The organism is Thermostichus sp. MS-CIW-15, from assembly GCF_054060575.1.
Map to the genome: position 1 here is coordinate 48,221 of NZ_JBSSDI010000014.1, position 23,148 is coordinate 71,368.

Below are 23,148 nucleotides of genomic sequence, written 5' to 3' on the forward strand. Positions count from 1 at the left end.
AGAAGCTTATTAGAACTGACTTGCAATAACCCAGAAAGCCTGTTATTCTGGCAGCTACGTCTTTATTGAATCTAAGTCTCAACAAGCTGGAAAGCTTGGCGGGGTTGGGCTCGCTGCTCTGGCGAGCCGGTCGGAGCTGTCTTGCGGCTCTCCCCCTCTCAAAAGTCCTGAGGTTTGCGATGTTGGCCAATCAAGGGCGTCTGTCATCACGAGTTGACTCGGAGACACGCTGGGGGCAGGCCAGGCGGATCCTCTCGCCGGTCGGCTTGGCGGTTTTGCTACTGAGTGTCATCCTCTTGCTGCTTTGGATCTCGATTGCCTTGGGATCCGTTCCCATGACTTTTGCGGAGCTGTGGCAGGCCCTGTGGGGGCAAGGGGATCCAGTCCGGCAGACCATTGTCTGGCAGTTGCGGCTGCCGCGGGCACTTTTGGCCCAGTTGCTGGGGGCGGCCTTGGGGATGGCGGGGGCCCTGCTGCAGGGGATGTTGGGCAATGGGCTGGCGGATCCCTACCTGCTGGGCATCTCGGCGGGGGCGGGCCTGGCGGCGGTGGGGCTGCTCACCTGGGGGGAGTGGACGGCTTGGGTGCCCTTGGCGGCTTGGGTGGGCGGGGTGCTGACCACGGTGTTGGTGTATGGCCTGGCGCGCACCCGCTCCGGGCTGGCGGTGGAGCGGCTGATCTTGGCGGGGGTGGCCGTCAGCGCGCTCTTTGGGGCCATTAGCTCCACCTTGTTGTTGATGGCCGATGAGCGGGTGCAGGTGGCCCTGACGTGGTTGATCGGCAGCCTGAGCGGGCGGGGCTGGCCGGAGGTGCGGGTGGCCGGGGTGTACATCCTGGTCGGGCTGGGGCTGGGCTGGGCGCAGGCGCGGGCTTTGAACCTGCTGGGCCTGGGAGAAGAGATGGCGGTGAGCTTGGGGATCCCGTTGGCGCGGACGCGGGTGGCCATCGGCCTGGTGGCAGCTTTGTTGGCGGCGGCAGCCGTCAGCGTGGGGGGGTTGATCGGCTTTGTGGGGTTGGTGGTGCCCCACATGGTGCGCCAGGGGGTGGGATCGGATCACCGCTGGCTGTTGCCCCTTTCGGCCCTCGGGGGGGCAGCTCTGTTGAGCGGCGCCGATCTCCTCACCCGGCTGGGGGCTGTGGAGCTGCCGGTGGGGATCGTCACGGCGTTGATGGGGGCGCCGTTTTTCGGCTGGCTGCTGCGGCAGCAGGGGGCAGAGCGATGAGGGAGGGCCGGCCAATTTTGCAGGCCGAGGGGCTGAGCGGGGGCTATGGCTCGCGGCAGGTGATCCATCAGGTGAGCTTCAGCCTGCAGGCGGGGGAATGGCTGAGCATTGTCGGCCCCAATGGCTCCGGCAAATCGACGTTGCTGCGGCTGCTGAGCCGAGTGTTGATCCCGCAGGCGGGGCGTGTGTACCTGAACGGTTGGGATCTGCACACCCAGCTCAGCCCGCAACAGGTGGCCCGGCAGTTGGCCCTTTTGCCCCAGCAGCCGCGGATCCCGGCAGGGCTGACGGTGTGGCAATTGGTGAGCTTGGGGCGTTCTCCTCACCAGCCCTGGTGGGTGTGGCAGTTGCCGCGGGCAGATCGGCAGCGGGTGGAATGGGCGCTGGCGCAGACGGGACTGGGATCCCTGGCCCTGAGGCGGGTGGAGACGCTCTCCGGCGGCGAGCGGCAGCGGGCTTTCCTGGCGCTGGCCCTGGTGCAGGAGCCGCAGGTGCTGCTGTTGGACGAGCCCACCACGTTTTTGGATCTGCGCCACCAACTGGAGCTGCTGGAGCTGTTGCGACGGCTGCAGCAGGAGCAAGGGCTGACGGTGATTACCGTGCTGCACGACCTGAACCTGGCCATTCGCTACAGCCGGCGGGTGGCCCTGCTGGGATCCGGCCAGTTGCAGGCCCTGGGATCCCCGCAGGCGGTCTTGACCCCCAGCAGGGTGCAGGAGGTGTTTGGCCTGGAGGTGGAGTGGATGCCAACGCCGGTGGGGCCGCAGCTTTGCCCCCTGCGCAGCGCAGACCCAGCAAGGCCCCTCTGGCTGGGAGGAAAGGGTGTTGAGGCGAAGGTTTGACTTGGTTTTTTGTGGGTTTTTGGGAGAGTGAAACGTTATGCGAGTAACCGGTTGGGGCTGGAAGGCGGTGAGCTTGGGGCTGGGCCTGGGGCTGAGTTGGGGATCCCTGGCCCAGGCGCAACCCGCGGCTCGGATCCCTGAGACTCCTTTGCTGGCCCAGGCCACCCCTCGGGGAGCCACCACCATCCAGGAGCAGATTCGCGAGCTAGAAGCCCAGATCGAAGCTGCCCGCCGGCGGGGGGATCAGGCGGAGGTGGAGCGGCTGCAAGCGGATCTGCAAGTGCTGCGGCAGGGCACCCCCGTCTTCAACCTGCAGCAGGTTACGGTCACCGGCACCCGCACCGAGCGCACCCTGGCCGACTCCCCGGCCACCATCACCGTCATCGACCGGGAGCGCCTGCGGCAGGAGCTTATCCAGAACATCCAGGATCTGGTGCGCTACGAGCCGGGGGTGAGCGTGCGGCGAAATGTCCGCTATGGCCTGCAGGACTTCAACATCCGCGGCCTCGACGCCAACCGGGTGCTGATCCAGGTGGACGGGATCCGGCAGCCGGAGCGGTTTTCCTTCGGCCCCTTCAACATCGGGCGGGACACCTTTGAGCTGGAGACCCTGAAGACGGTGGAGATCATCCGCGGCCCCGCTTCCACCCTCTACGGCAGCGATGCCTTGGGGGGCGTGGTAACCTACACTACTCTAGACCCGGCGGATCTGCTGGGGGAACGGGACAGCCATGTGGGCCTCTCCAGCCAGTACGACAGCAAAAACCAAGGCTTTGTCAACACCCTCAGCTTGGCGGGCCGGCAGGGGAACTTGGAAGCCCTGCTCATCTACACCCGCCGCGACGCCAGGGAGCCGGATATCAAAGCGGATCCCAGCTTTAAAGATCGACAAACGGTGGATGGGGACAACGTTTTGGCCAAGCTGGTTTACCGCTTCAGCCCCTTGGAAAGCCTCACCCTGACCGGCGAGTACTTCAACAGCCGCACCACCACCACGTTCTCGCGGCGCAACCTGGATCCCGGCATCAGCTTATTTAGGGAAACCATCGACACCGAGCGCAGCCGCCTCAGTTTGGAGTATCGCTACGCCAACCCTGAGAATCCCGCTTTTGAGTTGGCCACCGCCCAGATTTACTACCAGCCCGCCCGCACCCGCGAGCCCAGCGTGGAAGAGCGCACCATCACCGTGCAGGGCCGACCCGTACCTGTGCGGCGAGATACCTTCAACGAGCTGGTCAGCAACATTTTAGGAGCCAGCCTGCAGGCCCAAAGCCGCTTCCAAACCGGGGATCTCTCCCACCGCCTGGTGTATGGCATGGAGATTTCCACCACCCGCAACGAACGACCCCGCAACCGTTTTCAGACCAACCTGCAAACCGGAGCGGTAACCCAAAACATTCCCCCAGACACCTTTCCCACCAAAGATTTTCCCGACTCGGACACCGTCCGTTTTGGGCTGTATGTGCAGGATGAGATCGATTTCGGCGGCGGCAACTTGACGTTGATCCCCGGCATCCGCTACGACACCTACAACCTCACCCCCAGTCCCGATGAAGCTTTCCTCAAAAGTGGGTCAGAAGCGGCCAGCCTCTTTGCCGATGCCGTTTCCCCCAAGCTGGGCCTGGTGTGGAGGATAAACCCCAACCTTACCTTTACGGCCCAGTACAACACCGGCTTTCGGGCCCCCCAATACAACGAGATCAACAGCGGCTTCACCAACTTGGTCAGCCCCTTCTTTCGCTATCGCACCCTCTCCAACCCCGACTTGCGCCCGGAAACCAGCCAGGGTTTTGAAGTGGGTTTGCGAGGGATCTACCCGCAGGCCAGCTTCAGTTTGGCCGCCTACTACAACACCTACAACGACTTTATCGAGGCGTTCCGGCGGGTGGGATCTGAGCCCTCGCCCCCCGGCCCCCCCGGCAGCCCGCCGCCCCCGCCGGTCATCCTCTTCCAGAGCCAAAACGTCAGCCGCGCCCGCATCTACGGCGTGGAAGCGACAGGGCAATATTTCTTCAGCCCCGACCTAACCGGCTGGAGCCTAAACGGCAGCTTTGCCTGGGCGGTGGGGGACAATCTTACAGAAAACAAGCCCCTGCTTTCGATTGAGCCGCTGACGGCGGTGCTGGGGCTGCACTACGACGATCCCAGCCAGGTGTGGGGGGCGAGGCTGGTGGCCACGCTGGTGGCGGATCCGCGGGATCCGCAGCGGGAGGTGGTGCAAACCAACCCCAACGCTCCCCCGCAGATTCCCTTTGTGCCCAGCGGCTATACGGTGGTGGATCTGCTGGGCTACTACAACCTGGACGACAACTGGCAGCTCAATTTCGGGGTGTTCAACCTCTTCGACGAGAAGTATTTTCTCTACTCCGAGACCCGCACCCTCTTTGTCGGCCCTGAGGTGGAGCGGCGGGCTCAGCCGGGGCGCCATGTGGCCCTCAGCTTCTCCAGCCGCTTCTAGGACTCCCCGCCAGCCGTGCCCATCGAGATAGCCCCGAGCCATGCTCGCCGAACCCCCCACTCACACCAACCGGGGATCCGCTTCTTCGGGGAGGGGATCCCACCCTCGGCTTTTGTGGCGCCTGCAGATGGGGTATTGGCAGCAGGCAGGCATGGCCTACGGGGTGGGTCTGGCCTGGCTGGAGCTGGGGCTGTGGGCAATGGGGCGGCGCCAAAGATCTGGAGGACTGCGTTGGATCGGCTGGGGGGAGAAGCTACTTAGGGAGGCGCTGCTGGCGGGCTATTGCTCCCTTGCCCTCTCAGTTGCCTGCGCCTCGCTGGAGGATCTCCCTGAGTTGCCTGGGCAAAGTCGGGAGCCCCGCCCGCTGCGCTGGGAGACTTTGCTCTCGCTGCTTCTGCATCTGCTGGGGCTGCTGGGATGGGTTGGGTGGGGATTTCGACCTCTGCTGGAGCCCGAAGTGCGGATCCCGGTCACGCTGTGGCTGGAGGATCCGCTGCCGCCGCAGCTTGCGGCAGAGGCAGATTCGGCCTTGCCCAAGCCGGCAGGGGAGCCGAGCGACCCGGCCCCGGAATCACCTCCCGCGGATAACCCACCCCCACCGGCTCCTGCGCCTCAGGAGAGAGTAGAGACCACGGCCGTTCCCAAGTCTGAGCTGGCTTTGCAAACGCCGCCCCCCACCCCTACGCCTGTTCCCACAGCAAAGCCGGAGCCGACCCCTCCACCCACGCCGATGGCCGCACCAACCCCTCCTCCGCCCTCCCCAACACCGACGGTCACCCCCTCACCACAGCAGCCCCCTCCAACTCCGGTGGCTACCCCCACGGCTGCACCTGTGGCCGACAGGCCGCCCCCCGTGGCTGCTACGAGCGCTCCCATTCCCCGCTTCACCCCCCTCATCCAAGGGATCCGTTCGGGTGGCGGGGGCACTGCTTCCCCCGGCGGGAGCGAGGGATCTGGATCCAGCGCTCCTGGGACGGGTGGCCTCGGTGGATCCCAAGCGCAGGGTTCTGCGCCGACAGCGGCAGAAGGGGCCGGGGAGGCATCCTCCCCCACCTCCTCGCCCGCAGCAGTGGCTGCCAGGCCGGACATCCTGGCCCGCCCCATCCCGGGGCGCAACCCGCCGCCGCAGTACCCTCCCCAAGCCCGCCGCCTCAACCAGCAGGGGCAAGTGCTGTTGCGGGTCAAGGTGGATGCCCAAGGGCAGGTGCAGCAGGTGGAAATTGTCTCTTCCAGCGGCTTCCCGGCCCTGGACAGGGCCGCACAAGAGGCGGTGCAACGCTGGCAATTTAGCCCCGCCTTGAGGAACAACACCCCGATTGAGTCGTGGGTAACGGTGCCGATTCAGTTCACCCTCAATTGACTGTTTTGGAACTGTTTTGGAGATCGTCCATGCCGTCTTGTCTTTCTCGCCGTCAACTCCTTGTCTTGGGCCTGGCCAGCCTGGGGGTTTGGGGAATGGGTCGCTTGGCCCGCGCCCAAAGCCAGATCCCGCCAGCTCCGGTTCGGCGAGTGGCCAGCCTCACCACCTTGACAGCCGATATTCTCTATCGCCTGGCTCCGGACAAGCTGGTGGGGATCCCGTCCGGGCGCTTGTTGGAGGCGGATCCCCGCTTTCAGGGCATAACTCGGCTGGGGCTGGGCAACCAACCTAACCTGGAGCAAATCGTGGCCCTGCAACCGGACTGGGTGGTGGGGGCCAGTGGCTTTCACACGGCTTTGGCAGAACGATTGCAGGCATTGGGGATCCCCACCTATCTCACGCAGGTGGACAGTTGGGCTGCCCTGGAAGCAACCATCGCCACTCTGGCTGCTGCCTTGGGGGCGGATCCGGATCCCTTGCTGCGGGAGTACGGATCGCTTTTGCCCCAGGAGCTGCCCCCAGTTCGCCCCAAAACCCTGCTTTTGGTGGGCACCCAGCCGATTCTCTCTCCCAACCGGCAAAGCTGGGCCGGGGATCTGCTGGAGCGCTTTGGCGCCGATAACCTGACGGCTGCCCTGCAAAGCCAAGGGCAATTTCGCGGCTATGTCACCCTTGCGGCAGAGCGCATCCTGGAAGCCAACCCCGAGGTTTTGTTGGTGGTCAACCCGGAGGCGGCGGATCCCTTGGCCTTTTTCCGTTCCCGCCCCTTTTGGAATCAACTGCAAGCTGTTCAAACCCAGAGGGTCTATGGATTTGACTACTACGGCTTGGTCAACCCCGGCACCCTGGAGAAGATTAGAGCGGCCTGCGAGCAGTTGGCCCGGATTTTTTCGGAGGGCTGACCCAAGGGAACGCGGGAGATAGCCTTCCTGTTTGAAATATCTTGAAATATCTTTCTAGTCCAAGCTGTAGCGGGTGAGGCGCTGCACCTGGTCGGGGGTGAGGCCCAGCTCTTGGGCAATCTGGGCGGCCACCCGATCCGGATCCAGCTCCGGAAATTCAAATTCCAGCTTGCGCAAATGGGGATTGGTGGTCGTCACCTCCACCTTGGTGTAGCCGCGGCGGCGGCGGATCTCCGCTTGGATGGAGAGAATATCCAGAGCCAAGGTGGCTTGTTGCTGGCTGCGAATCGCCAAAGGTTGCTCTAGCCGGCGAGGACGGCTCAGCGCTTGGCCCGTCACCCACTCTCCCCCCGCCACAAAAAGAAGCCCTGCCAAGGGCAGCACCAGCCAAAAATCAAACCCCAGATCTTGCCACCGATGGATTTTGGGCCACCCCACCGTTGTTCTCTCCCTTGCAGAGGGCTATTTCCGTGATCCATCCTAGCCTGGGCAGTGGGAACTGGCCGTCTTGGTCAACGGCGCACAGGACGATGCGAATTTTGCTGGTGGAGGACGACCCGGAACAGTTGGAGCCTTTACAGGCTGCCCTGTCCAAGTGCGGCCACGTGGTTGACTGTGCCAAGGAAGGGGAGATGGCTGCCTGGCTGATGGAGGAGAAAGCCTATGATCTCCTGATTTTGGATTGGATGCTGCCGGGGATCAGCGGGATCCAACTCTGTCAGCAGTACCGCCGCTCGGGGGGATGCGCACCGGTGCTGATGTTAACCGCCAAGGATGCCACGTCGGACATCGTACAGGGGTTGGATGCGGGGGCAGACGACTACCTGGTCAAGCCGGTGGATCTGATAGAGCTGCTGGCGCGGGTGCGGGCGTTGGGGCGCCGTTCCCCCCAATGGCAAGGCGACAGCCTCAGCCTCGGATCCCTGCAGTTGCACCTGGCCAGCCTCACCCTGGAGCGGCAGGGGCGGCAAGTGCAGCTTTCGGGCAAAGAGTTTCAGTTGATGGAGTACCTGATGCGCCACCCCCACCAGGTGCTCAGTCGGGGCCAGATCGAGCAGGCGGTGTGGGAGTGGGGCTGTGAGCCGGAAAGCAATGCCGTGGCGGCGCTGGTGCGGCGGTTGCGGTTACGGTTAAAGGAGGTGGAGGCCCAGGATTGGCTGGAGTCGGTGTACGGCCAGGGGTACCGGCTGCGCATCCCCTCCCCGGAAGCAGACCCATAGAAGCAGTTCCCTAGAGGTGGCATGGAGGCCAAAAGAGCCGGGCCAAAGCATTCTCTCCCGCGGCTGGGCTGGGACTGGGTTTCTCTGAGGCCAACTTTTCAGCAGCACCTGAGCCAGAAGGCCGCGACAAAAGAGGCGGAATTGTTTCAGCACAGCCGCCGTCGCTTGGCCCGCAGCTTTGCCGGGGTCATGGGGGGGATCCTGCTGGTGTTTGCCGCCGTCTTCTACCGCTTGGAAGTGGAGAACCAGTTGCAGGCTTTTGACGAGGAGCTGCAGGTTCAGGCCAGGATCATGGCGGCAGCCATTAAGTACGAGCTGCGCCAGGGGCAGTGGCGGCTGGTCTTGAACGAGGTGCCTTTTCTGGGCGGCAAAACCCAGCCCCTTGAGCATCACCTGGCCTATGTGCGCTGGTTCGATGCCGCCAATCCCGGTGGGGCAGAGCCGCTGGGATCCCTGCGCCAATACACGGGATCCCCTCCCCCTCTGAAGTGGTTTGCCTTAGATAGCCCTCCCCACCACCTGTCTTTGGGGTTTGAGACGGTAGCGGCGGAAGAGGGCAGGCTGCTGCGCCAGCTCACCCTACCGGTGCAACAGGGGGATCAGATCCTGGGCTACTTGCAACTGGCGGTGCCGCTGGAGCCGCTGCAACTGAGCTTGGGCCGTCTGCGCTGGGGGTTGGGGATCGGGATCCCGCTGACGCTGGGGTTGATCGGCGGAGCAGGCTGGGTTTTTGGGGGGGTGGCCATGCAGCCGATTCGCCGCTCCTACGAGCAGTTGCAGCGCTTTACCGCCGATGCTTCCCACGAGTTGCGCGCCCCCCTGGCCGCCCTGATGAGCAATGCCCAGATGGCTCTGCTTGCCCCGGAAGAAGCGCAGCCCCGCCTAGAAAAGGTGGTGAGCAGCGCCCGCCGCCTCAGTGAGTTAATCGATACGCTGCTGCAGTTGGCCCGCCAGCAGGGATCCCTGCCTTTGGAGGATCTGCCCCTGGTGGACTTGCGGGAGCTGGTGCAGGAGCTGGGCGAACAATACCGGCCCCAAGCGGAGTCCCTGGGGCTGCGCTGGCAATGCGACCTGCCGGGGCCTGCCGGGAAATGGCTGGTGCGGGGGGAGGCGGCCCTGCTGCGGCAGGCGGTGGAAAACCTGCTGCGCAATGCCCTGCAGTACACCCCCGCCGGCGGCACGGTGCAGGTGAGCCTGGAAAGCCGGCCTCCCTGGGTTAGCATCCACGTGAAGGATACAGGCATCGGCATCCCTCCTGAGCACCTGCCCCACTTGTGCGAGCGGTTTTACCGGGTGGACACGGCCCGCGCCCGCCATACGGGGGGATTTGGGCTGGGCCTGGCCTTGGCCCACCAGATCGTTACCGCCCATCGGGGATCCTTGCGGGTGGCCAGCCGGGTGGGGGAGGGGTCGGTGTTTACGGTGGAGCTGCCCTTGTCATCTTCACGTCATTTTCTTTCGCCATTCTCAAGATAAGCCGCAAGGGAAAGCCCCCAGAACTCCGCCCAAAGAGCGCGAACGGGCCAACCCCAAACCGGCTTGTCCTGTCGATTGGAGTTTGTAACCATGACGATGCGTGCTTCCTTCACCCGTACCCTCGGCTGTTCCCTACCGATTTTGGTGCTCCTCACTCCCCTGGTGCTGGGATCCCCGGCGCAAGCCCAGCGGGGCCGGCCCTCGGCTCCTGGAACTGCAGCCCCCGTGCCAATGCAGCCGAGTTGGCAGAGCCCGCGGGAGCTGGAGCGAGTCAACCACGACCTGGCCAAAGCGCAGCGGGACCTGGCGGAAGCCAGCTTCTTCGCCCAGCGGGGATCCTCTCCGGAAGCGGCCCGTCTTCTGGAGCTGAGCCGCCAGAGCTTTGCCGAGGCCCAGAAGGCTCTGCAAGGGGGGAATGTCTTTGCCGCCCGCGAGCAGGCCAAGGCGGCGGAAAACCTGGCCAAAGCCGCCAAAGCTCTGTACGAAGCGGAGCTAGGCTTTGGGGGCCCTCCTGGCCGTTCCTTCTTCGAAGCCCCCCTCCGCGCCCAAGAGTCCCTCAGCCGGTTGCAAGCGGAGATGACCTTCGCCAACATCACCTCCGGCCCTGTAGCCGAGCTGCAGCAGCAAGCCCAACAGTTGTTGGGCAGGGTCAATGCCGATCCCGCTAGCTACACCTTCGCCGACTACAGCCGCAGCAAAGCCGCCTTCCACTCGGCCCGCGCCGCCTTGCACCTGTTGGCGGCTGAGCGCCTGAGCGGTCTGGGATCCCTGAGCAGCTTCTGAGTGGGTCTGCTGACCCCGAGGCAGTTGCGTTAGAGTAAAAGCCCCCGCCGCGGGGGCTGTTCTTCTGCCCAGAAATCCAGAGCCAAGAGCGCACGGCTGTCGAGTGTACCTGCGTTTTCTGCACCTGTGGCACTTTCGCAACTACCGGGATCAAAAGATCTCCTTCGAGGCGCCCAAGACCATCCTGGTGGGGGAGAACGCCCAGGGCAAGACCAACCTCTTGGAGGCGGTGGAGCTCTTGGCCACCCTGCGCTCGCGGCGGGCCGGTCGGGATCGGGAGTTGGTGCAGCAGGGGGCAGAGAAGGCCCGGATCGCCGCCACGGTGGAGCGGCTGGGGGTGGCCCACGAGCTGGCGATGGAGCTGCGCAGCCAAGGGGGGCGATCCCTAAGGGTTAACGGCCAGGGGCTACGGCGACAATCGGACTTTTTGGGGCAGGTGAGTGCCGTGGTGTTCTCCAGCCTGGATCTGGAGCTGGTGCGGGGAGCTCCAGAAGCGCGGCGCACCTGGCTGGACGGGGTGTTGCTTCAACTGGAGCCGGCTTACCTGGGCCTGGTGGAGCAGTATCGTCAGATCCTCAAGCAGCGCAATGCCCTCTTGAAGCAGGATCCCTTGGCTGCGGGCGACAAAGTACCTCAGATGGCCTTTTGGGACGCGCAACTGGCCACCCTTGGCAGCCGCATCCTGCGCCGCCGCGCCCGGCTGTTGCAGCGGCTAGAACCCCTGGCCGCCCGCTGGCACCAGGCCATCAGCGGCGGACGGGAGACCCTCAGCCTCACCTACCGCCCGCAGGTGCCCCTGCCGGATCCCCAGGCCGATCCCAAGGTGGTTCAAGCCCAATTTTTGGCCGCGATCCGCGCCAAGGCTGCTGCCGAACAGGCCCTGGGCACCTCTCTGGTTGGCCCCCACCGAGACGAGGTGGAGCTGGGCATCGACGGAGTTGCCGCCCGCGCCTATGGATCCCAGGGGCAGCAGCGCACCTTGGTCTTGGCCCTCAAATTGGCGGAGCTGGAACTGATCGAGCAGGTGAAGGGGGATCCGCCCCTGCTGCTGCTGGACGACGTGCTGGCAGAGCTGGATCTGCACCGCCAAAACCAGCTCTTGGAGGCGATTCAAGAACGGGTGCAGACTTTGGTTACCACCACCCACCTGGGATCCTTCGACGCCGCTTGGCTCCAAGGGGCGCAAATCCTGCAAGTGCACCAGGGGCAGATTGCTCCCTCCCCCGCCTCGCTCCCCTTGGCTTAAAGCAGGCCAATCCCATACCATACTCCCCTCTCCCTCTGGGAGAGGGGCCGGGGGTGAGGGCTCAGGGCCGCCCGCGATCCAGGCTGCGATACTGGATGGCCTCGGCGAGGTGGGTGGGGGCGATGGCCTCGGCACCCTCCAGGTCGGCGATGGTGCGGGCCACCTTGAGGATGCGGTCGCTCCCCCGCGCAGACAGGCCCAGCTTTTGGATGGCGCTCTCCAAGAGTTTGCGACAGGGCTCGGACAGGGCACACCACTGCCGCAGGTGGCGGGGTTGCATCTGGGCGTTGCAGTGGATCCCTGGCTCGTTTTGGAAGCGCTGCCGTTGGCGCTGCCGCGCCTGTTCCACCCGCTGCCGCACCGCTTGGGAAGATTCGCCGCCCTGGAGGCGGACAATTTCTTCTGGCTTGAGGCGGTTGACCCGCACCTGCAAGTCGATGCGATCCAACAGCGGCCCGGAGAGCTTGGACCAGTAGCGCTCCCGCTGCTGCGGCGTACAGGTGCAGGGCTGAACGGGATCTCCATAGAAACCGCAGGGGCAAGGGTTGGTGGAGGCCACCAGGGTGGTTTGGGCGGGAAACTCCAGAGAAACGCGGGCGCGGGAGATGGTGACCTTGCCATCTTCCAAAGGCTGGCGCAGCACCTCCAACACCTCTCGCCGGAATTCCGTCAGTTCGTCCAGGTACAGGACACCGTGGTGAGCAAGGGAGATCTCGCCAGGCTTGGGGTAGGGGCCACCACCCACCAGCGCCACCGCCGAAGCCGAGTGGTGGGGAGCCCGAAAGGGCCGCTGCGTAATCAGGGGAGTCTGGCGCCCCAGGTGGAGATTTTGCCGCAACAGGCCGGCTGCCGAGTAGATGCGGGTAATTTCCAACATCTCTTCCCACTGCAGCCGCGGCAAAATGCCGGGCAGACGACGCGCCAGCATGGTCTTGCCCGCTCCCGGGCTGCCCACCAGCAACAGGTTGTGGCCGCCGGCCGCCGCGATCTCCAGGGCCCGTCGGGCGTGCTCTTGCCCCTTGACATCGGCCAAATCCAGCAGGGGTTCCGTTTCGGTGGGCAGCATCTGCTCCCGCTGGATCCGCACCGGCTCAACTCCCTGGGGGTTTTGCAGCCAGCTCACCACTGCCGCCAAAGAGGGCAGCCCATACACCTGGATCCCTTGCACCAGCGCCCCTTCCGGGCCGTTTTCTCGGGGCACCACCAGGCGGCGGATCCCCATCTCGGCGGCGCTGGCGGCGATGGGCAAAACTCCCGCCACAGGACGCAGGGTGCCATCCAGGGCCAATTCCCCCAGCAGCAGGGTGTTGGCCAGCGCTTCCCGCTCAACTACTCCTGCGGCTGCCAGGATGCCGATGGCAATGGGCAGATCGAAGCTGGGGCCCTCTTTGCGCAGATCGGCGGGGGCCAAGTTGACGATGATCCGCCGCTGGGGCAGGGCAAAGCCGGAGTTCTTGATGGCCGCCCGTACCCGCTCTTTGGCCTCCTGAACGGCTGTATCGGGCAGCCCCACCAGGGTAATCTGGGGCAAGCCACCGCCCACATCCACCTCTACCGTGACCCCCACGGCCTTGAGTCCCACCAGGGCAGCAGCAGTGACCTGAGCAAACACTCCAGTTGCCTCCCCGAGGAAAGTCTTTAGCTTAATCCTGGCAGAAGTTTTGGCCTCTGCCCTGGCCAGGGATCCCTGCGCTCTGGCTGCAGGGGCTTGGGGAGAATGTCACAATCGTTTCAGGCTTTCCCTGCCCCTCAAAAGGGGGCACTCCCCTCAGCCGACAAGGCAATGGAGGGAGGGCCCTCATCGCTAGGAGGCTATCCCAGTGGTCTTTCCTACTTCCGACCCTCCCTTTGACCATTTTTCTGGCCCCGGGGAAGAGCCCATCCCAGCGTGGGATGAGCTGGAAGAGCAGGTACAGCAGTTTGCCCGCTGCTACCGAGGGCAAGTGGCCCAGCTCAGCCCACCAGAGCTGGGAAAGGCGCTGCAAGTCTTGTTGCAGCTAACACAAGCCCTGGCAGCTCACCTTGCAGAGGGCAGGGAAGGGATCCCGGCTACCCCTGTTCAGGCCCCAAGCTGGCGGGATCTGGAACGGGCTATCTCCCTGCAAAGCCACTTGCTCTTTTTCCCCCTGGAGCTGCAGTCCCTGTTGGCTGTCTCTCCCGACGAGCCTGCCGCCGAGTTGCCGCCCGAGCCAGAGGAGCGGCGCTTGGATCTTTTGGCTGCTGCCTGTGCCGATCCAGGGCTGCGCCCCTTTCGCCAGTTTCTGTGTGGCCTCCTCCAGCAGCGAGGTCACCAGCAGGCGGAGCCTCTGGAACGTCTACTCCACCAGCAGCGCCTGGCCGGACGCTTGGCCTGGCGGCAGTTGTGGCAAGTCACCCTTAGCTCCCCCGCTCTCCCCCAACAGCAGTCGACTGAAACCCTTGCCCACCTGCAGAGCCTGCAAACCCACCCCAGCGCTGAGATCCGCTGGGCGGCCTACCAGCGGTTGGGCCAACACCTAGAAGCCCATGCAGAGCTAGGGGGATTTATTCTCAGCGTCCTCATCCGCGACCACCTCTGGGAAGCCCAGTGGCGGGGCTACGATTCTGCCGCCGAGCTTTACCTGGCTCGCCATGGCCTCGGCCAGCCCTTTTGGGAGCAGCTGCTGGACGGGATCCGCGATCGCTTCGACCTGTTCCAGCGCTACTACCGCCTAAAAAGCCGCGCCCTGGGCCGTTCCATCCGTACCTGCGACCTCTATGCGCCCTGGGGGGATCCGGCTCCTCCCCTCACCGCCGCCGAGGCTACCTCCCTGGTCTGGGCGGCCCTGCAAGAGTTCTGCCCCGACTGTGCAGCCCAGGCCAAACCCTGGTTACCGGAAATCCGCTCCAACTTGGAAGCACCCGCCGGCAAGCCAGAGACGCCATCGTTAGGGGGTGAACCCCTTGCCTTGCTGCTGCAAGCCCTTGAAGCCCTCAGCCGGCGGCTCCGGCCTGAGGGGCCTCGGGTTTGGCTGGATCTGGAGGAGCTGCAAGGAACTGTCCAGCCCTCCTGGGAAATTCGGGTGCACACCGCGTTTTTACAGCAGATGCTGCTCGACTACCTGCTGGAGGGGGCGCGGGGCACGCCGGCGCCACCTCGTCTCCGCGATCGGGGAAGCGGGCCGGAGGCCTTGCGCTCCGGCAGCCTTACCTTGGCCCAGGCCCTGTTGATTCACCACCTGGAGGCGCAGTTGCAAGCCGTGTTCTACCAGAGCTTGATTGCGCGGCTGGAGCTGCTCCTCTACCGGTCGGAGATCTCGCAAGGCGACACCGCTCCACTGGCCCCATCCGAGGCTGGCCCTACCTACTGGGTCGGCGAAGAGTGGCTGAAGCTGAGCCAGGAGCTGTGCGGCGATGCGGTGGAGCTGTTGCCGGAAGAGCAGTTCCGCTGGGTGGGGATGCCGGAGCTGTTTCTGCGCCCCTTCAGCGCCCCTCAGGTCAGCCTGGCCAGCCTGGTTGCCCTGGCCTGTTACCGCCAGTATCATCTGTCTCCGCGGACCTTTTTGCCCAGCTACCTGAATTGGCTGGCCAGCCCGCCCGGATCCCTAAGCTGGGCAGAATCGGCCCAGCTGCTCCAGGTGGAGCTAAGCGACCCAGAGGCAGTGTTGCAGGGGTTGGAGGAACTGGAGCATTGGATCGAGGTGCTGGAAGAGCTGCTGGAAGAGGGTCAAAACTAGGGGACTGCGGCCAGCTGACCTTTGGCGTAGCGAGAAGGAGACAGCCGCGCCATCAACTGCCACGGCCGCAAGCGCGGCTCCGTCACTGAGGTGCTGGTCTTGTCAAAATAGCTGGCCCTGGCTACTCAATCACCACATTCTTGGGCGCGCCGTTCACCTCGGGGCGCCCCTGGTTGAAATTGGCCAAAAAGGTATCCGGATCCTTGAGGCTGAAGACCAGCTTTTTGCAGGGTACTTGCAGCCCCAGCGGCCCCAGCAGAGGGATGAAGAGGGTCTTTTCCTGCAGCAGCGGAATGGCAACCACCCCCTGGGTGCTGGTTACCGCGCCCACCAACCCCTGGAAATCGGTGCGCACACCCAGGCCGTAGAACCAGGGCCAGGAGAAGCGCTCCCCTCGTCCCAACTCGCTTAGAGAAAAGGTTTCGTTGAACAAGTTGCCCACCCGCACCATTAACTTGTCCTGCAGCAGATCGACGTATGCCGACTCGCTGCCCACCCCAAACAGAGCCAGCGGCAAACTTGCCAGGGGATTGGAGTCGATGGCCATGTAGTAGCGCATGAGAAATCTCCGAGTCACAAACAGAAAGACCAGGTAAGCCGCGGCTCCCAGCCCGGCTAATTATAAAAAATCTTCCCCGCTGCCGAACGGACAAAAAGGCATTCCATCTGCCCTTAAGCTAAGTGGGTATGATGGGTTGCGTTCTTTCGGCAAGCCACTGGCCAGCGAGGAAAACAGGATGGATTTGCGCGCCTTCATCCGCTTGGTGCCCGATTTTCCCAAACCCGGGATCCTCTTTCGCGACATAACCCCCCTGCTGCGGGATCCAGCAGGCTTTCGGGCGGCAATTGAACAGTTGGCTGCCGGTACTGCCACTATGGGATCCCTGGACTATGTGGTGGGCATTGAGTCGCGGGGGTTTATTCTGGGGGCTGCTTTGGCTCAGCATTTGGGGTTGGGATTTGTCCCGGTTCGCAAACCCGGCAAGTTGCCACCGCCGGTGCTTAGCCAAAGCTATAGTCTAGAGTACGGCCAAGACCAGCTGCAACTCCATGCCCACGCCCTGCGCCCCGGCGACCGGGTGGTGATCGTGGATGATGTCATCGCCACCGGGGGCACTGCTGCCGCCACCGCTCAGTTGGTGGCCCAGAGCGGCGCTGAGGTGGGAGGGTTTGCCTTTCTAATTGAGCTGGCTTTCTTGTCGGGCCGCAAGCTCCTGCCCCCTGAGATCCCCACCCATGTGGTGATGGTGGACGAATCCAACTAGGGGATCCACACCTCACCGCAGGCGCAGCGGCTGGCGGACGGCCACCTCTGTTGCTTTGGCTTTGGGCAGGGGTTGGGTCAAGTGGCTGAGCTGAGCCTGGGCCTGCAGTTGCTCCTCAATCCAGTCGGCCAGCTCCCGCATGTAGAGGGCCACGTGGGGGGCGTAGTCGCGCCGCAGCGGCTCTACCCCTTTTTCGGCCAGGCGGGCCAGGATGACCGGATCGCTGAGCTCTTCCAGGGCGGCAAAGTCTTCTGGCTGGTCAAACCCCAGCTCTGCCATCTTTTCAAACACATATCCCAGCCGTAGGCCCGTAGCCTCGCAGTGGGAAGGATCCCTCGCGACATAGGCAGCGGTGCGGTAGGCCGTTTGGGCAATGGAGCGCCAGGTGCCGCGGTGGATGTGTAGGCTAAGCTGCTGCTGATTCCAGCCCAGGGCTTCTCGCACCAGCAGGCCGCAATTGCAGCGGGTACTATCCCGCCAGCAGTACTCGCGATCCCAAAAGCCCCAGTGCTGGGCCTGCAAGCGATCGGCGGTGCGGCGCAAAAGGGCCGCCAGCTCCGGTGTAGGACGCATCATCAAGGCGGCAGAGGAGATTCCTTCCAGTCTAGGCAGGCGGGCGGCTGGGAACAACCCAGGCTTAATCCTTTTTTGAATTAACTGAATCTGTTGCTTGAACCTGGGTATCTTCAGCAGCCAAAGACCGTTGCCGCTGACGGTGGCGTTGCCAGGCCCCCCAGCTTACTCCCGCCAACAGCAGCGAGGCCCCGCCCAGATAGGTACCCCCTGCCGGCAGGCCGGCCAGGGCCAAGGCCAGGGATCCCCCCCAGAGGGTCATGGCGTAGATCAAGAGTACTGAATGCCGCTGCGACAGGCCGGCTTTGAGCAGGCGATGGTGCAAGTGGCCCTTGTCGGGATGAAAGGGGGACTTGCCTCTAGCCAGCCGCTTGAGGATCACGGCAGACATATCCAAAATCGGCACGGCCAGGATAAAAAACGGCAGGGCCACCGCCAGCGTGGTTACCCCCTTGGCCACCCCAATGACCCCGATCCCGGCCAGGGTAAAGCCCAGAAAGTAGGCTCCCCCATCTCCCATGAAGATCTGGGCCGGGTTGAAGTTGTAGCGCAAAAAGCCCAGGCAGGCCCCGGCCAAGGCTGCCGCCAGCATGGCCGCCGCCGGCCGATCCAGGAGCAGCGTTACCATCAGCATCACGACTGCTGCGATCCCCGACACGCCTGCCGCCAAGCCATCCAGGCCGTCCATGAAGTTGATGGCGTTGGCCATCCCCACCAGCCACAGCAGGGTAACCAGCAGGCTCAGCCATACCGGAAAGGGCCAGATGCCGATCCCCGGTAGGTTAATGAACTCGATGCGCACCCCCACTCCCCAAGCCGCCGCAGCCACTCCAAATTGCATCGCCAGGCGGGAAAAGGGCGACAACTGGAACAGATCGTCGGCCAGGCCGATCAAAAAAAACAAAACGCCGCCAATGGTTACCCCCCAGATCTCGTACTCCTGCTCGGTGCGCAAGCCGGCGAAGGCTCCGGCTCCCCAGAGCAAGAGTAGTGCCACCAGGTTGCCAAAAAAGATAGAGACCCCCCCTAGGCGCACCATCGGCTGCCGGTGGATCTTGCGCTCATCGGGAAAATCCAACTGGCCGCTGCGGATCCCGACCGCCTTCACCACCGGGGTTGCCCAGAGAACCACACAGGCAGCAGCCAAAAAGGCAACCAAGTAAGGCATGGCAAGCCGTAGCGAGGAGGGGGGTTATCCCAAGTGGGGGTAGAGCGGAAAACGGCGGCAGAGCTCGGCCACTCGCCGGCGACAGGCTTCGAGCACACCCGGATCCCCTGGCTGGAACAGGCAGTCAGCGATAATTTCCCCAATTTCCTCAAATTCTGCCGGCCCCAGGCCGCGGGTGGTCAAGGCCGGGGATCCCAGGCGCAGGCCGCTGGCCACAGAGGGCGGCTGCGGGTCAAAGGGGATGGTGTTTTTGTTGGCAGTAATGTGGATCTCTTCCATCAGGCGATCCGCCCGCTTGCCTGTCATCACTGGATCAGCAGCCCCGTTTTTCTCCAGCACTGCCGAGACCGAGCGCAGATCCAGCAACACCAGGTGGTTGTCGGTGCCCCCTGAAACCAGCCGGATGCCCCGCCGCTGCAGCGTTGCCGCCAGCGCCTGGGCATTGGCAATGACCTGGGCTGAGTACTGGGCAAAGCTGGGCTGCAGGGCTTCTCCAAAGGCCACCGCCTTGCCGGCAATGACATGCTCCAAAGGCCCCCCTTGGCTGCCGGGGAACACCGCCTTGTCCAGCTTTTTGCCCAATTCCGGGTCGCGGGTGAGGATCAGCCCGCCGCGTGGCCCCCGCAGCGTCTTGTGGGTGGTGGTGGTGACCACATCGCAGATAGGTACCGGGTTGGGGTGGTGGCCGGTGGCCACCAGGCCGGCAATGTGGGCGATATCGGCCATTAGATAGGCCCCCACCTCGTCGGCAATGGCGCGGAAAGCGGCAAAGTCAATGATCCTCGGATAGGCCGAGTAGCCGCAGATAATGAGCTTAGGCCGGTGCTGCCGGGCCAGATCCCGCACCTGGTCGAAGTCAATCCGCTCCGTCTGGGGATCCACACCATAGTGCACCACGCGGAACCACTTGCCGGAGACGTTCACTGGCGAGCCGTGGGTGAGGTGGCCGCCGTGGGCCAGATCCATGCCCATGATCGTGTCTCCCGGCTGCAGCAGGGCCAGGAAAACGGCAAAATTGGCCTGGGCGCCGGAGTGGGGCTGCACGTTGGCGTGGGCCGCTCCAAAGAGTTGCTTGGCGCGGTCGATGGCCAGTTGTTCGATCTCGTCGATAAACTCGCAGCCGCCGTAGTAGCGCTTGCCGGGCAGCCCCTCTGCATACTTGTTGGTCAGCACCGAGCCCTGGGCGGCCAGGACAGCCGGCGAGGTGAAGTTCTCGCTGGCAATCATCTCCAGGTGATCCCGCTGCCGGTTGAGCTCCTGCTGAATCAGGCGGTAAACGAGGGGATCCGTTTCCGCCAAAATGGCCAGGTTGTCCCGGGGAGTGGTCAAGCTTTGCGGAGCGGCTACCATGGTGACGCCAAGAGCGAACGTTGCAAAGAAAAAGATCCAGAATTGCCCCGCTGTCGCGACAGCGTTGCGGAGCAACATCGTAACACGATTGGGGCCGGGCTGGGGGATCCCGCAGCGGCCAAACCCAGAGCCAAAGGCCGCTTTGTAAAGAATATTTTTAGGCCCCAGGTCTGGTCACCAGCCGGGGTAAAGTGAGGAGCAGGTTCACAGCACTGGGTTTTAGGGAGTTGGCTATGACCGACGCGCAAGTTTTCACCATCCTGGCCATTGCCCTGGTGCCGGCCGTGATGGCCGCGCTCCTGGGATCCGCCTTGGCCCGCAGCTAGTTTCCATCTGGAATAAGGTTGCTCTGGATCCCTGGGCCTGTCCTACAGAGCAGGCCCTTTTGAGTTGAGGCGCAGAGGCCGCGCCTGGGGCTCTTTGCCATTGGCTAAAGTTGGATTAGAGAGACTACCGGCAGCCGACCCAGAAGCAACTTGAGCCAGGTGGATCTACAGCGGCTTCAGCGCGCCCTTTCTCTAGAGGCGGAGTTGGGATTTACCGACCTGCGGGGGCGAGAGCAGACCTTCTCCCAGTTTTTGCAGAGCGTGTTTGGCCAGGATCCCCCTGCGGGTTGGACGCTGGATGGAGAGGAGCGACGGCGGTGGAAAGAACTGGGATCCCGCTATCGCCTCTACCCCCAGTTGGAGCTGGCGGAGCGGCAGCACCTGGTGGCGGAAACCCGCCGCTGGCTGGATCGGCTGCGTCGTCAGCAAGAGCAAGCCCAATCTGGCCCACCCAGCCCTGCTTTGCCCCCGCCCAAGGGCCTCAGCTTGGAGCAGCCGCTGCAATTTCTCAAGGGCATTGGCCCCAAGTCGGCGGAGAAGCTGGCACAACTGGGCCTGCACACTGTGCGCGATGCCCTCTACTACTTCCCACGGGATCACCTGGACTATTCCCGCCGGGTGCTCATCCGCCAGGCCAAGGTGGGGGAGACCGTTACCCTGGTGGGGACGGTGAAAAGCTGCAGTTGCTTTACCAGCCCCAAAAACCCCTTGCTGACCATCTTGAACCTCAAGATTGCCGACAAAAGTGGCATAGTCACCCTCAGCCGCTTCTACAGCGGGCGGCAATTTGCCCAGCGCAGTTGGCAGGCGGCCCTGGAGCGGCAGTACCCCAAGGGGGCAGTGGTGGCGGCCAGCGGCCTGGTGAAAAAGGGCCGCTTGGGCCTGACGCTGGACAACCCGCAACTGGAGGTGCTGGGGGGAGAGGGCGAGGATCCGGAGAGATTGGGCAAGATTCTACCCGTTTACCCCCTTTCAGAAGGGATCCCCGCCGATCTGGTGCGCAAGGCCGTCCAGCTCGCCCTGCCGGCAGCTGCCTTGGTGGAGGATCCCTTGCCGGAGCCCCTGAAGCGGCAGTTGCAGCTGTTGGACTTGCCCCTTGCCCTGCAGCAGATCCACTTTCCCAAGACGCAAGAGCTGCTGGCCCAGGCCCGGCGGCGGCTGGTGTTCGATGAGTTCTTCTACCTGCAACTTAGCCTCTTGCAGCGGCGGCAGCGCTACCGCGCCCGGGCCCAAGCTGTCCCCCGCTACCAGCCGGCCAGAGGAGAGCTCTTGGACCGCTTCTACCAAATCCTGCCCTTCCAGCTGACCGCTGCCCAGCAGCGGGCCATTGACGAGATCCTGGCGGATCTGCGGGATCCCTTGCCCATGAACCGCCTGCTGCAGGGGGATGTGGGATCCGGCAAAACTGTGGTGGCGGTGGCGGCCTTGCTGGCGGCGATTCAATCCGGCTGGCAGGCGGCCCTCATGGCCCCCACCGAGGTCTTGGCCGAGCAGCACTACCGCAAGCTGGTGGAGTGGCTGAGCCAACTGCAAGTGCCCGTTGAACTCTTGACCGGCTCCACCCCCCCCGCCAAGCGGCGCGAGATCCTGCGGCAGTTGCAGACCGGGGAGCTGCCCCTAGTTGTTGGTACCCATGCCCTCATCCAGCCGGCGGTGCAGTTTCGCAACCTGGGCTTGGTGGTTATCGACGAGCAGCACCGCTTTGGCGTCGAACAGCGGGCTGCCCTGCAACAGAAAGGGGATCACCCCGATGTCCTGACCATGACGGCCACCCCCATCCCCCGCACCCTTACCCTGGCCCTGCACGGGGATCTGGATGTTACCCAAATTGACGAGTTGCCCCCGGGGCGCAAGCCGGTGCATACGGTGGTGGCTCGACCCGGGGATCGCCTGCAGGTGGTGCGGCTGATGGAGCGGGAAATTGCCCAGGGACGGCAGGCCTACGTGGTGCTGCCCCTGATTGAGGAGTCTGAGAAGCTGGATCTCAAGTCCGCCATTGAAGAGCACCAGCGCCTGCAGGAGAAGGTCTTCCCCCAGTTCCGGGTGGGCCTGCTGCACGGGCGCCTAACTAGCAGCGAGAAAGAGGCTGTCATCGAAGCCTTTCGCCGGCGGGAGCTGGATATCCTCGTCTCCACCACAGTGGTGGAAGTAGGGGTGGATGTGCCCAACGCCTCGGTGATGCTGGTGGAGCATGCCGAGCGCTTTGGCCTCTCCCAGCTCCACCAACTGCGGGGGCGGGTGGGGCGGGGATCCGACCAGGCCTACTGCATTCTAATGACGGGATCCCAAAGCGAAGAGGCCCTGCGCCGGCTAAAAGTCCTGGAGCAGTCCCACGATGGCTTTTTCATTGCCGAGATGGACCTGCGCTTCCGCGGCCCTGGGGAGGTGATGGGCACCCGCCAGTCGGGGCTGCCCGACTTTGCCCTGGCCAGCCTCATGGACGACCAAGAGGTGCTGCAGTTGGCCCGCCAGGCGGCCGAGCAGCTCATTGCCCAAGACCCGGAGCTGCAGCAGTGGCCCCGCCTGCGCCGCATACTGGAAGAACGCCAGGCCCGCCTGTTGGGGCCGGCTTTGTTGACGTGACATACTCCCGTCCCTCACCCTAAAGCGCTCCGCGCCGCTGACGCGAACGGGTAGAGGGCGGGCTTCTCGGTGACTCCTGCTACCGCATAGGACGTTTTCCGAGCTTTAAGAACAGGATGCCCCACCGCTCTGGATTTGATTACCCTTGCCGAGTTGTGGTCCCGTGACAGCCTTAGCCCACAGTAGGGGCAATCGTGCCACCTTTCGTGGAGTTTTTTGGGAACCACCTGACCACACCCGGAACACTCTTGACTTGTGCCGTTTGGATTCACTGCAATCGTTAACAGCCCAGCTCTTTCAGCCTTGACCTTAAGGATTTGCAGGAATTGTCCCCACCCGGCATCATAAATAGACTTGGCTAGTCTGGTTCTAGCCAGACCCCCAATAGTAAGCGCCTCATGAGCAATGTGCTTCCCCCTACTTAACAACTCCTTTGCCGTCTTGTAGTGAAAATCTTTGCGCTGGTTGGCTACCTTCTGGTGCGCTTTGGACAACCTCTTTACCGCTTTCTTGTAGCGGTTTGACCCTTTCTTTTTCCGGGATACGGCCCTTTGCAACCGCCTCAGCTTCTTCTCCGTCCGGCGATACAGCCTGTTAAGGGCTCAAGGGGTACAATAGCAGCACTTAGCAAACCAACTTCGGAAGGAGGATGGATTGATCAGTAGTAAAGAAGTCTTC

Annotated in this window: 19 protein-coding genes and 1 pseudogene; 13 read left to right on the forward strand and 7 right to left on the reverse strand. The window is 63.7% G+C overall.

What is annotated here, in order from left to right; translation table 11 throughout:
* Positions 1-179 precede the first annotated feature (179 nt).
* Genes ACVW0R_RS06935 through ACVW0R_RS06955 form a run of 5 tightly spaced genes read left to right on the forward strand, consistent with a single transcriptional unit; the run spans position 180 to position 6,785 of the window.
* A complete protein-coding gene (locus tag ACVW0R_RS06935) occupies positions 180-1,223 on the forward strand; it encodes a FecCD family ABC transporter permease (RefSeq protein WP_457501850.1) in 1,044 nt (347 codons plus the stop codon).
* Positions 1,220-2,065 (forward strand): ABC transporter ATP-binding protein, encoded by an 846-nt coding sequence (locus ACVW0R_RS06940; RefSeq protein WP_011430846.1) that lies wholly within the window; start codon positions 1,220-1,222, stop codon positions 2,063-2,065. Before ACVW0R_RS06935 ends, ACVW0R_RS06940 begins: the two co-directional genes overlap by 4 nt.
* A 37-nt stretch (positions 2,066-2,102) precedes the next feature.
* The gene (locus ACVW0R_RS06945) at positions 2,103-4,523 is read left to right on the forward strand and encodes a TonB-dependent hemoglobin/transferrin/lactoferrin family receptor (RefSeq protein ID WP_099813016.1); all 2,421 of its coding nucleotides are present in this window, start codon (positions 2,103-2,105) and stop codon (positions 4,521-4,523) included.
* Positions 4,524-4,563: 40 nt separating this feature from the next.
* Positions 4,564-5,883, forward strand: coding sequence for an energy transducer TonB (locus tag ACVW0R_RS06950; RefSeq protein ID WP_011430844.1), 1,320 nt, complete (start codon positions 4,564-4,566; stop codon positions 5,881-5,883).
* A 29-nt stretch (positions 5,884-5,912) separates the two neighbouring features.
* On the forward strand, positions 5,913-6,785 hold the full coding sequence (locus ACVW0R_RS06955) for an ABC transporter substrate-binding protein (RefSeq protein ID WP_099813017.1): 873 nt from the start codon (positions 5,913-5,915) through the stop codon (positions 6,783-6,785).
* A 54-nt stretch (positions 6,786-6,839) separates the two neighbouring features.
* Here the strand turns inward: ACVW0R_RS06955 and ACVW0R_RS06960 are convergent, their stop codons facing one another.
* Complete coding sequence (locus ACVW0R_RS06960) at positions 6,840-7,223, reverse strand: hypothetical protein (RefSeq protein ID WP_457501851.1); 384 nt, start codon at positions 7,221-7,223, stop codon at positions 6,840-6,842.
* 92 nt (positions 7,224-7,315) lie between these two features.
* On the opposite strand from ACVW0R_RS06960, the gene rppA reads away from it, so the two are divergent.
* From rppA to recF, 4 genes are all read left to right on the forward strand, one after another.
* Positions 7,316-8,005: a two-component system response regulator RppA gene (rppA, locus tag ACVW0R_RS06965; protein ID WP_457501852.1), complete on the forward strand. Its 690-nt coding sequence runs from the start codon at positions 7,316-7,318 to the stop codon at positions 8,003-8,005.
* Between the two features lie 21 nt (positions 8,006-8,026).
* Positions 8,027-9,481, forward strand: a complete 1,455-nt coding sequence (locus ACVW0R_RS06970; protein ID WP_457501853.1) for a sensor histidine kinase — start codon at positions 8,027-8,029, stop codon at positions 9,479-9,481.
* Between the two features lie 90 nt (positions 9,482-9,571).
* Complete coding sequence (locus ACVW0R_RS06975) at positions 9,572-10,264, forward strand: DNA-binding protein (protein WP_099813019.1); 693 nt, start codon at positions 9,572-9,574, stop codon at positions 10,262-10,264.
* Between the two features lie 103 nt (positions 10,265-10,367).
* Positions 10,368-11,510, forward strand: a complete 1,143-nt coding sequence (recF, locus tag ACVW0R_RS06980) for a DNA replication/repair protein RecF (protein WP_011430838.1) — start codon at positions 10,368-10,370, stop codon at positions 11,508-11,510.
* Between the two features lie 61 nt (positions 11,511-11,571).
* Here recF and ACVW0R_RS06985 read toward each other — a convergent pair whose 3' ends face one another.
* Entirely contained in the window at positions 11,572-13,122 is a 1,551-nt protein-coding gene (locus ACVW0R_RS06985; protein WP_011430837.1) for a YifB family Mg chelatase-like AAA ATPase, read from the reverse strand.
* Between the two features lie 208 nt (positions 13,123-13,330).
* Between ACVW0R_RS06985 and ACVW0R_RS06990 the strand changes: the two genes are divergently transcribed.
* Positions 13,331-15,205 (forward strand): peptidase M3, encoded by a 1,875-nt coding sequence (locus tag ACVW0R_RS06990; RefSeq protein ID WP_457501854.1) that lies wholly within the window; start codon positions 13,331-13,333, stop codon positions 15,203-15,205.
* A 121-nt stretch (positions 15,206-15,326) separates the two neighbouring features.
* Here the strand turns inward: ACVW0R_RS06990 and ACVW0R_RS06995 are convergent, their stop codons facing one another.
* Complete coding sequence (locus ACVW0R_RS06995; RefSeq protein ID WP_011430835.1) at positions 15,327-15,764, reverse strand: hypothetical protein; 438 nt, start codon at positions 15,762-15,764, stop codon at positions 15,327-15,329.
* A 178-nt stretch (positions 15,765-15,942) separates the two neighbouring features.
* Between ACVW0R_RS06995 and ACVW0R_RS07000 the strand changes: the two genes are divergently transcribed.
* Positions 15,943-16,470, forward strand: a complete 528-nt coding sequence (locus ACVW0R_RS07000; protein ID WP_011430834.1) for an adenine phosphoribosyltransferase — start codon at positions 15,943-15,945, stop codon at positions 16,468-16,470.
* A 12-nt stretch (positions 16,471-16,482) separates the two neighbouring features.
* Here ACVW0R_RS07000 and ACVW0R_RS07005 read toward each other — a convergent pair whose 3' ends face one another.
* The 3 genes from ACVW0R_RS07005 to glyA form a co-directional block, all read right to left on the reverse strand.
* A complete protein-coding gene (locus tag ACVW0R_RS07005) occupies positions 16,483-17,046 on the reverse strand; it encodes a hypothetical protein (protein WP_457501856.1) in 564 nt (187 codons plus the stop codon).
* A 61-nt stretch (positions 17,047-17,107) separates the two neighbouring features.
* The gene (locus ACVW0R_RS07010) at positions 17,108-18,211 is read right to left on the reverse strand and encodes a glycosyltransferase family 4 protein (RefSeq protein WP_240527843.1); all 1,104 of its coding nucleotides are present in this window, start codon (positions 18,209-18,211) and stop codon (positions 17,108-17,110) included.
* A 24-nt stretch (positions 18,212-18,235) separates the two neighbouring features.
* Positions 18,236-19,561, reverse strand: a complete 1,326-nt coding sequence (glyA, locus tag ACVW0R_RS07015) for a serine hydroxymethyltransferase (protein WP_457501855.1) — start codon at positions 19,559-19,561, stop codon at positions 18,236-18,238.
* Positions 19,562-19,794: 233 nt separating this feature from the next.
* On the opposite strand from glyA, the gene psaM reads away from it, so the two are divergent.
* Together psaM and recG are read left to right on the forward strand one after the other, a co-directional pair.
* Positions 19,795-19,887, forward strand: a complete 93-nt coding sequence (psaM, locus tag ACVW0R_RS07020) for a photosystem I reaction center subunit XII (protein ID WP_041438450.1) — start codon at positions 19,795-19,797, stop codon at positions 19,885-19,887.
* Between the two features lie 159 nt (positions 19,888-20,046).
* Entirely contained in the window at positions 20,047-22,470 is a 2,424-nt protein-coding gene (gene recG / locus ACVW0R_RS07025; RefSeq protein ID WP_414389654.1) for an ATP-dependent DNA helicase RecG, read from the forward strand.
* 14 nt (positions 22,471-22,484) lie between these two features.
* On the opposite strand, the pseudogene ACVW0R_RS07030 reads toward recG, so the two are convergent.
* A pseudogene (locus tag ACVW0R_RS07030) lies at positions 22,485-23,057 on the reverse strand (RNA-guided endonuclease InsQ/TnpB family protein); the annotation flags it as partial.
* Between the last annotated feature and the right edge of the window lie 91 nt (positions 23,058-23,148).

What these genes read in the sequence shown, in the direction of transcription:
- ACVW0R_RS06935 (WP_457501850.1), top strand. Translation starts at nt 180, where the DNA reads ATGTTGGCCAATCAAGGGCGTCTGTCATCACGAGTTGACTCGGAGACA.
- ACVW0R_RS06940 (WP_011430846.1), top strand. Translation starts at nt 1,220, where the DNA reads ATGAGGGAGGGCCGGCCAATTTTGCAGGCCGAGGGGCTGAGCGGGGGC.
- ACVW0R_RS06945 (WP_099813016.1), top strand. Translation starts at nt 2,103, where the DNA reads ATGCGAGTAACCGGTTGGGGCTGGAAGGCGGTGAGCTTGGGGCTGGGC.
- ACVW0R_RS06950 (WP_011430844.1), top strand. Translation starts at nt 4,564, where the DNA reads ATGCTCGCCGAACCCCCCACTCACACCAACCGGGGATCCGCTTCTTCG.
- ACVW0R_RS06955 (WP_099813017.1), top strand. Translation starts at nt 5,913, where the DNA reads ATGCCGTCTTGTCTTTCTCGCCGTCAACTCCTTGTCTTGGGCCTGGCC.
- rppA (WP_457501852.1), top strand. Translation starts at nt 7,316, where the DNA reads ATGCGAATTTTGCTGGTGGAGGACGACCCGGAACAGTTGGAGCCTTTA.
- ACVW0R_RS06970 (WP_457501853.1), top strand. Translation starts at nt 8,027, where the DNA reads ATGGAGGCCAAAAGAGCCGGGCCAAAGCATTCTCTCCCGCGGCTGGGC.
- ACVW0R_RS06975 (WP_099813019.1), top strand. Translation starts at nt 9,572, where the DNA reads ATGACGATGCGTGCTTCCTTCACCCGTACCCTCGGCTGTTCCCTACCG.
- ACVW0R_RS06995 (WP_011430835.1), bottom strand. Translation starts at nt 15,764, where the DNA reads ATGCGCTACTACATGGCCATCGACTCCAATCCCCTGGCAAGTTTGCCG.
- ACVW0R_RS07000 (WP_011430834.1), top strand. Translation starts at nt 15,943, where the DNA reads ATGGATTTGCGCGCCTTCATCCGCTTGGTGCCCGATTTTCCCAAACCC.
- ACVW0R_RS07005 (WP_457501856.1), bottom strand. Translation starts at nt 17,046, where the DNA reads ATGATGCGTCCTACACCGGAGCTGGCGGCCCTTTTGCGCCGCACCGCC.
- ACVW0R_RS07010 (WP_240527843.1), bottom strand. Translation starts at nt 18,211, where the DNA reads ATGCCTTACTTGGTTGCCTTTTTGGCTGCTGCCTGTGTGGTTCTCTGG.
- glyA (WP_457501855.1), bottom strand. Translation starts at nt 19,561, where the DNA reads ATGGTAGCCGCTCCGCAAAGCTTGACCACTCCCCGGGACAACCTGGCC.
- psaM (WP_041438450.1), top strand. Translation starts at nt 19,795, where the DNA reads ATGACCGACGCGCAAGTTTTCACCATCCTGGCCATTGCCCTGGTGCCG.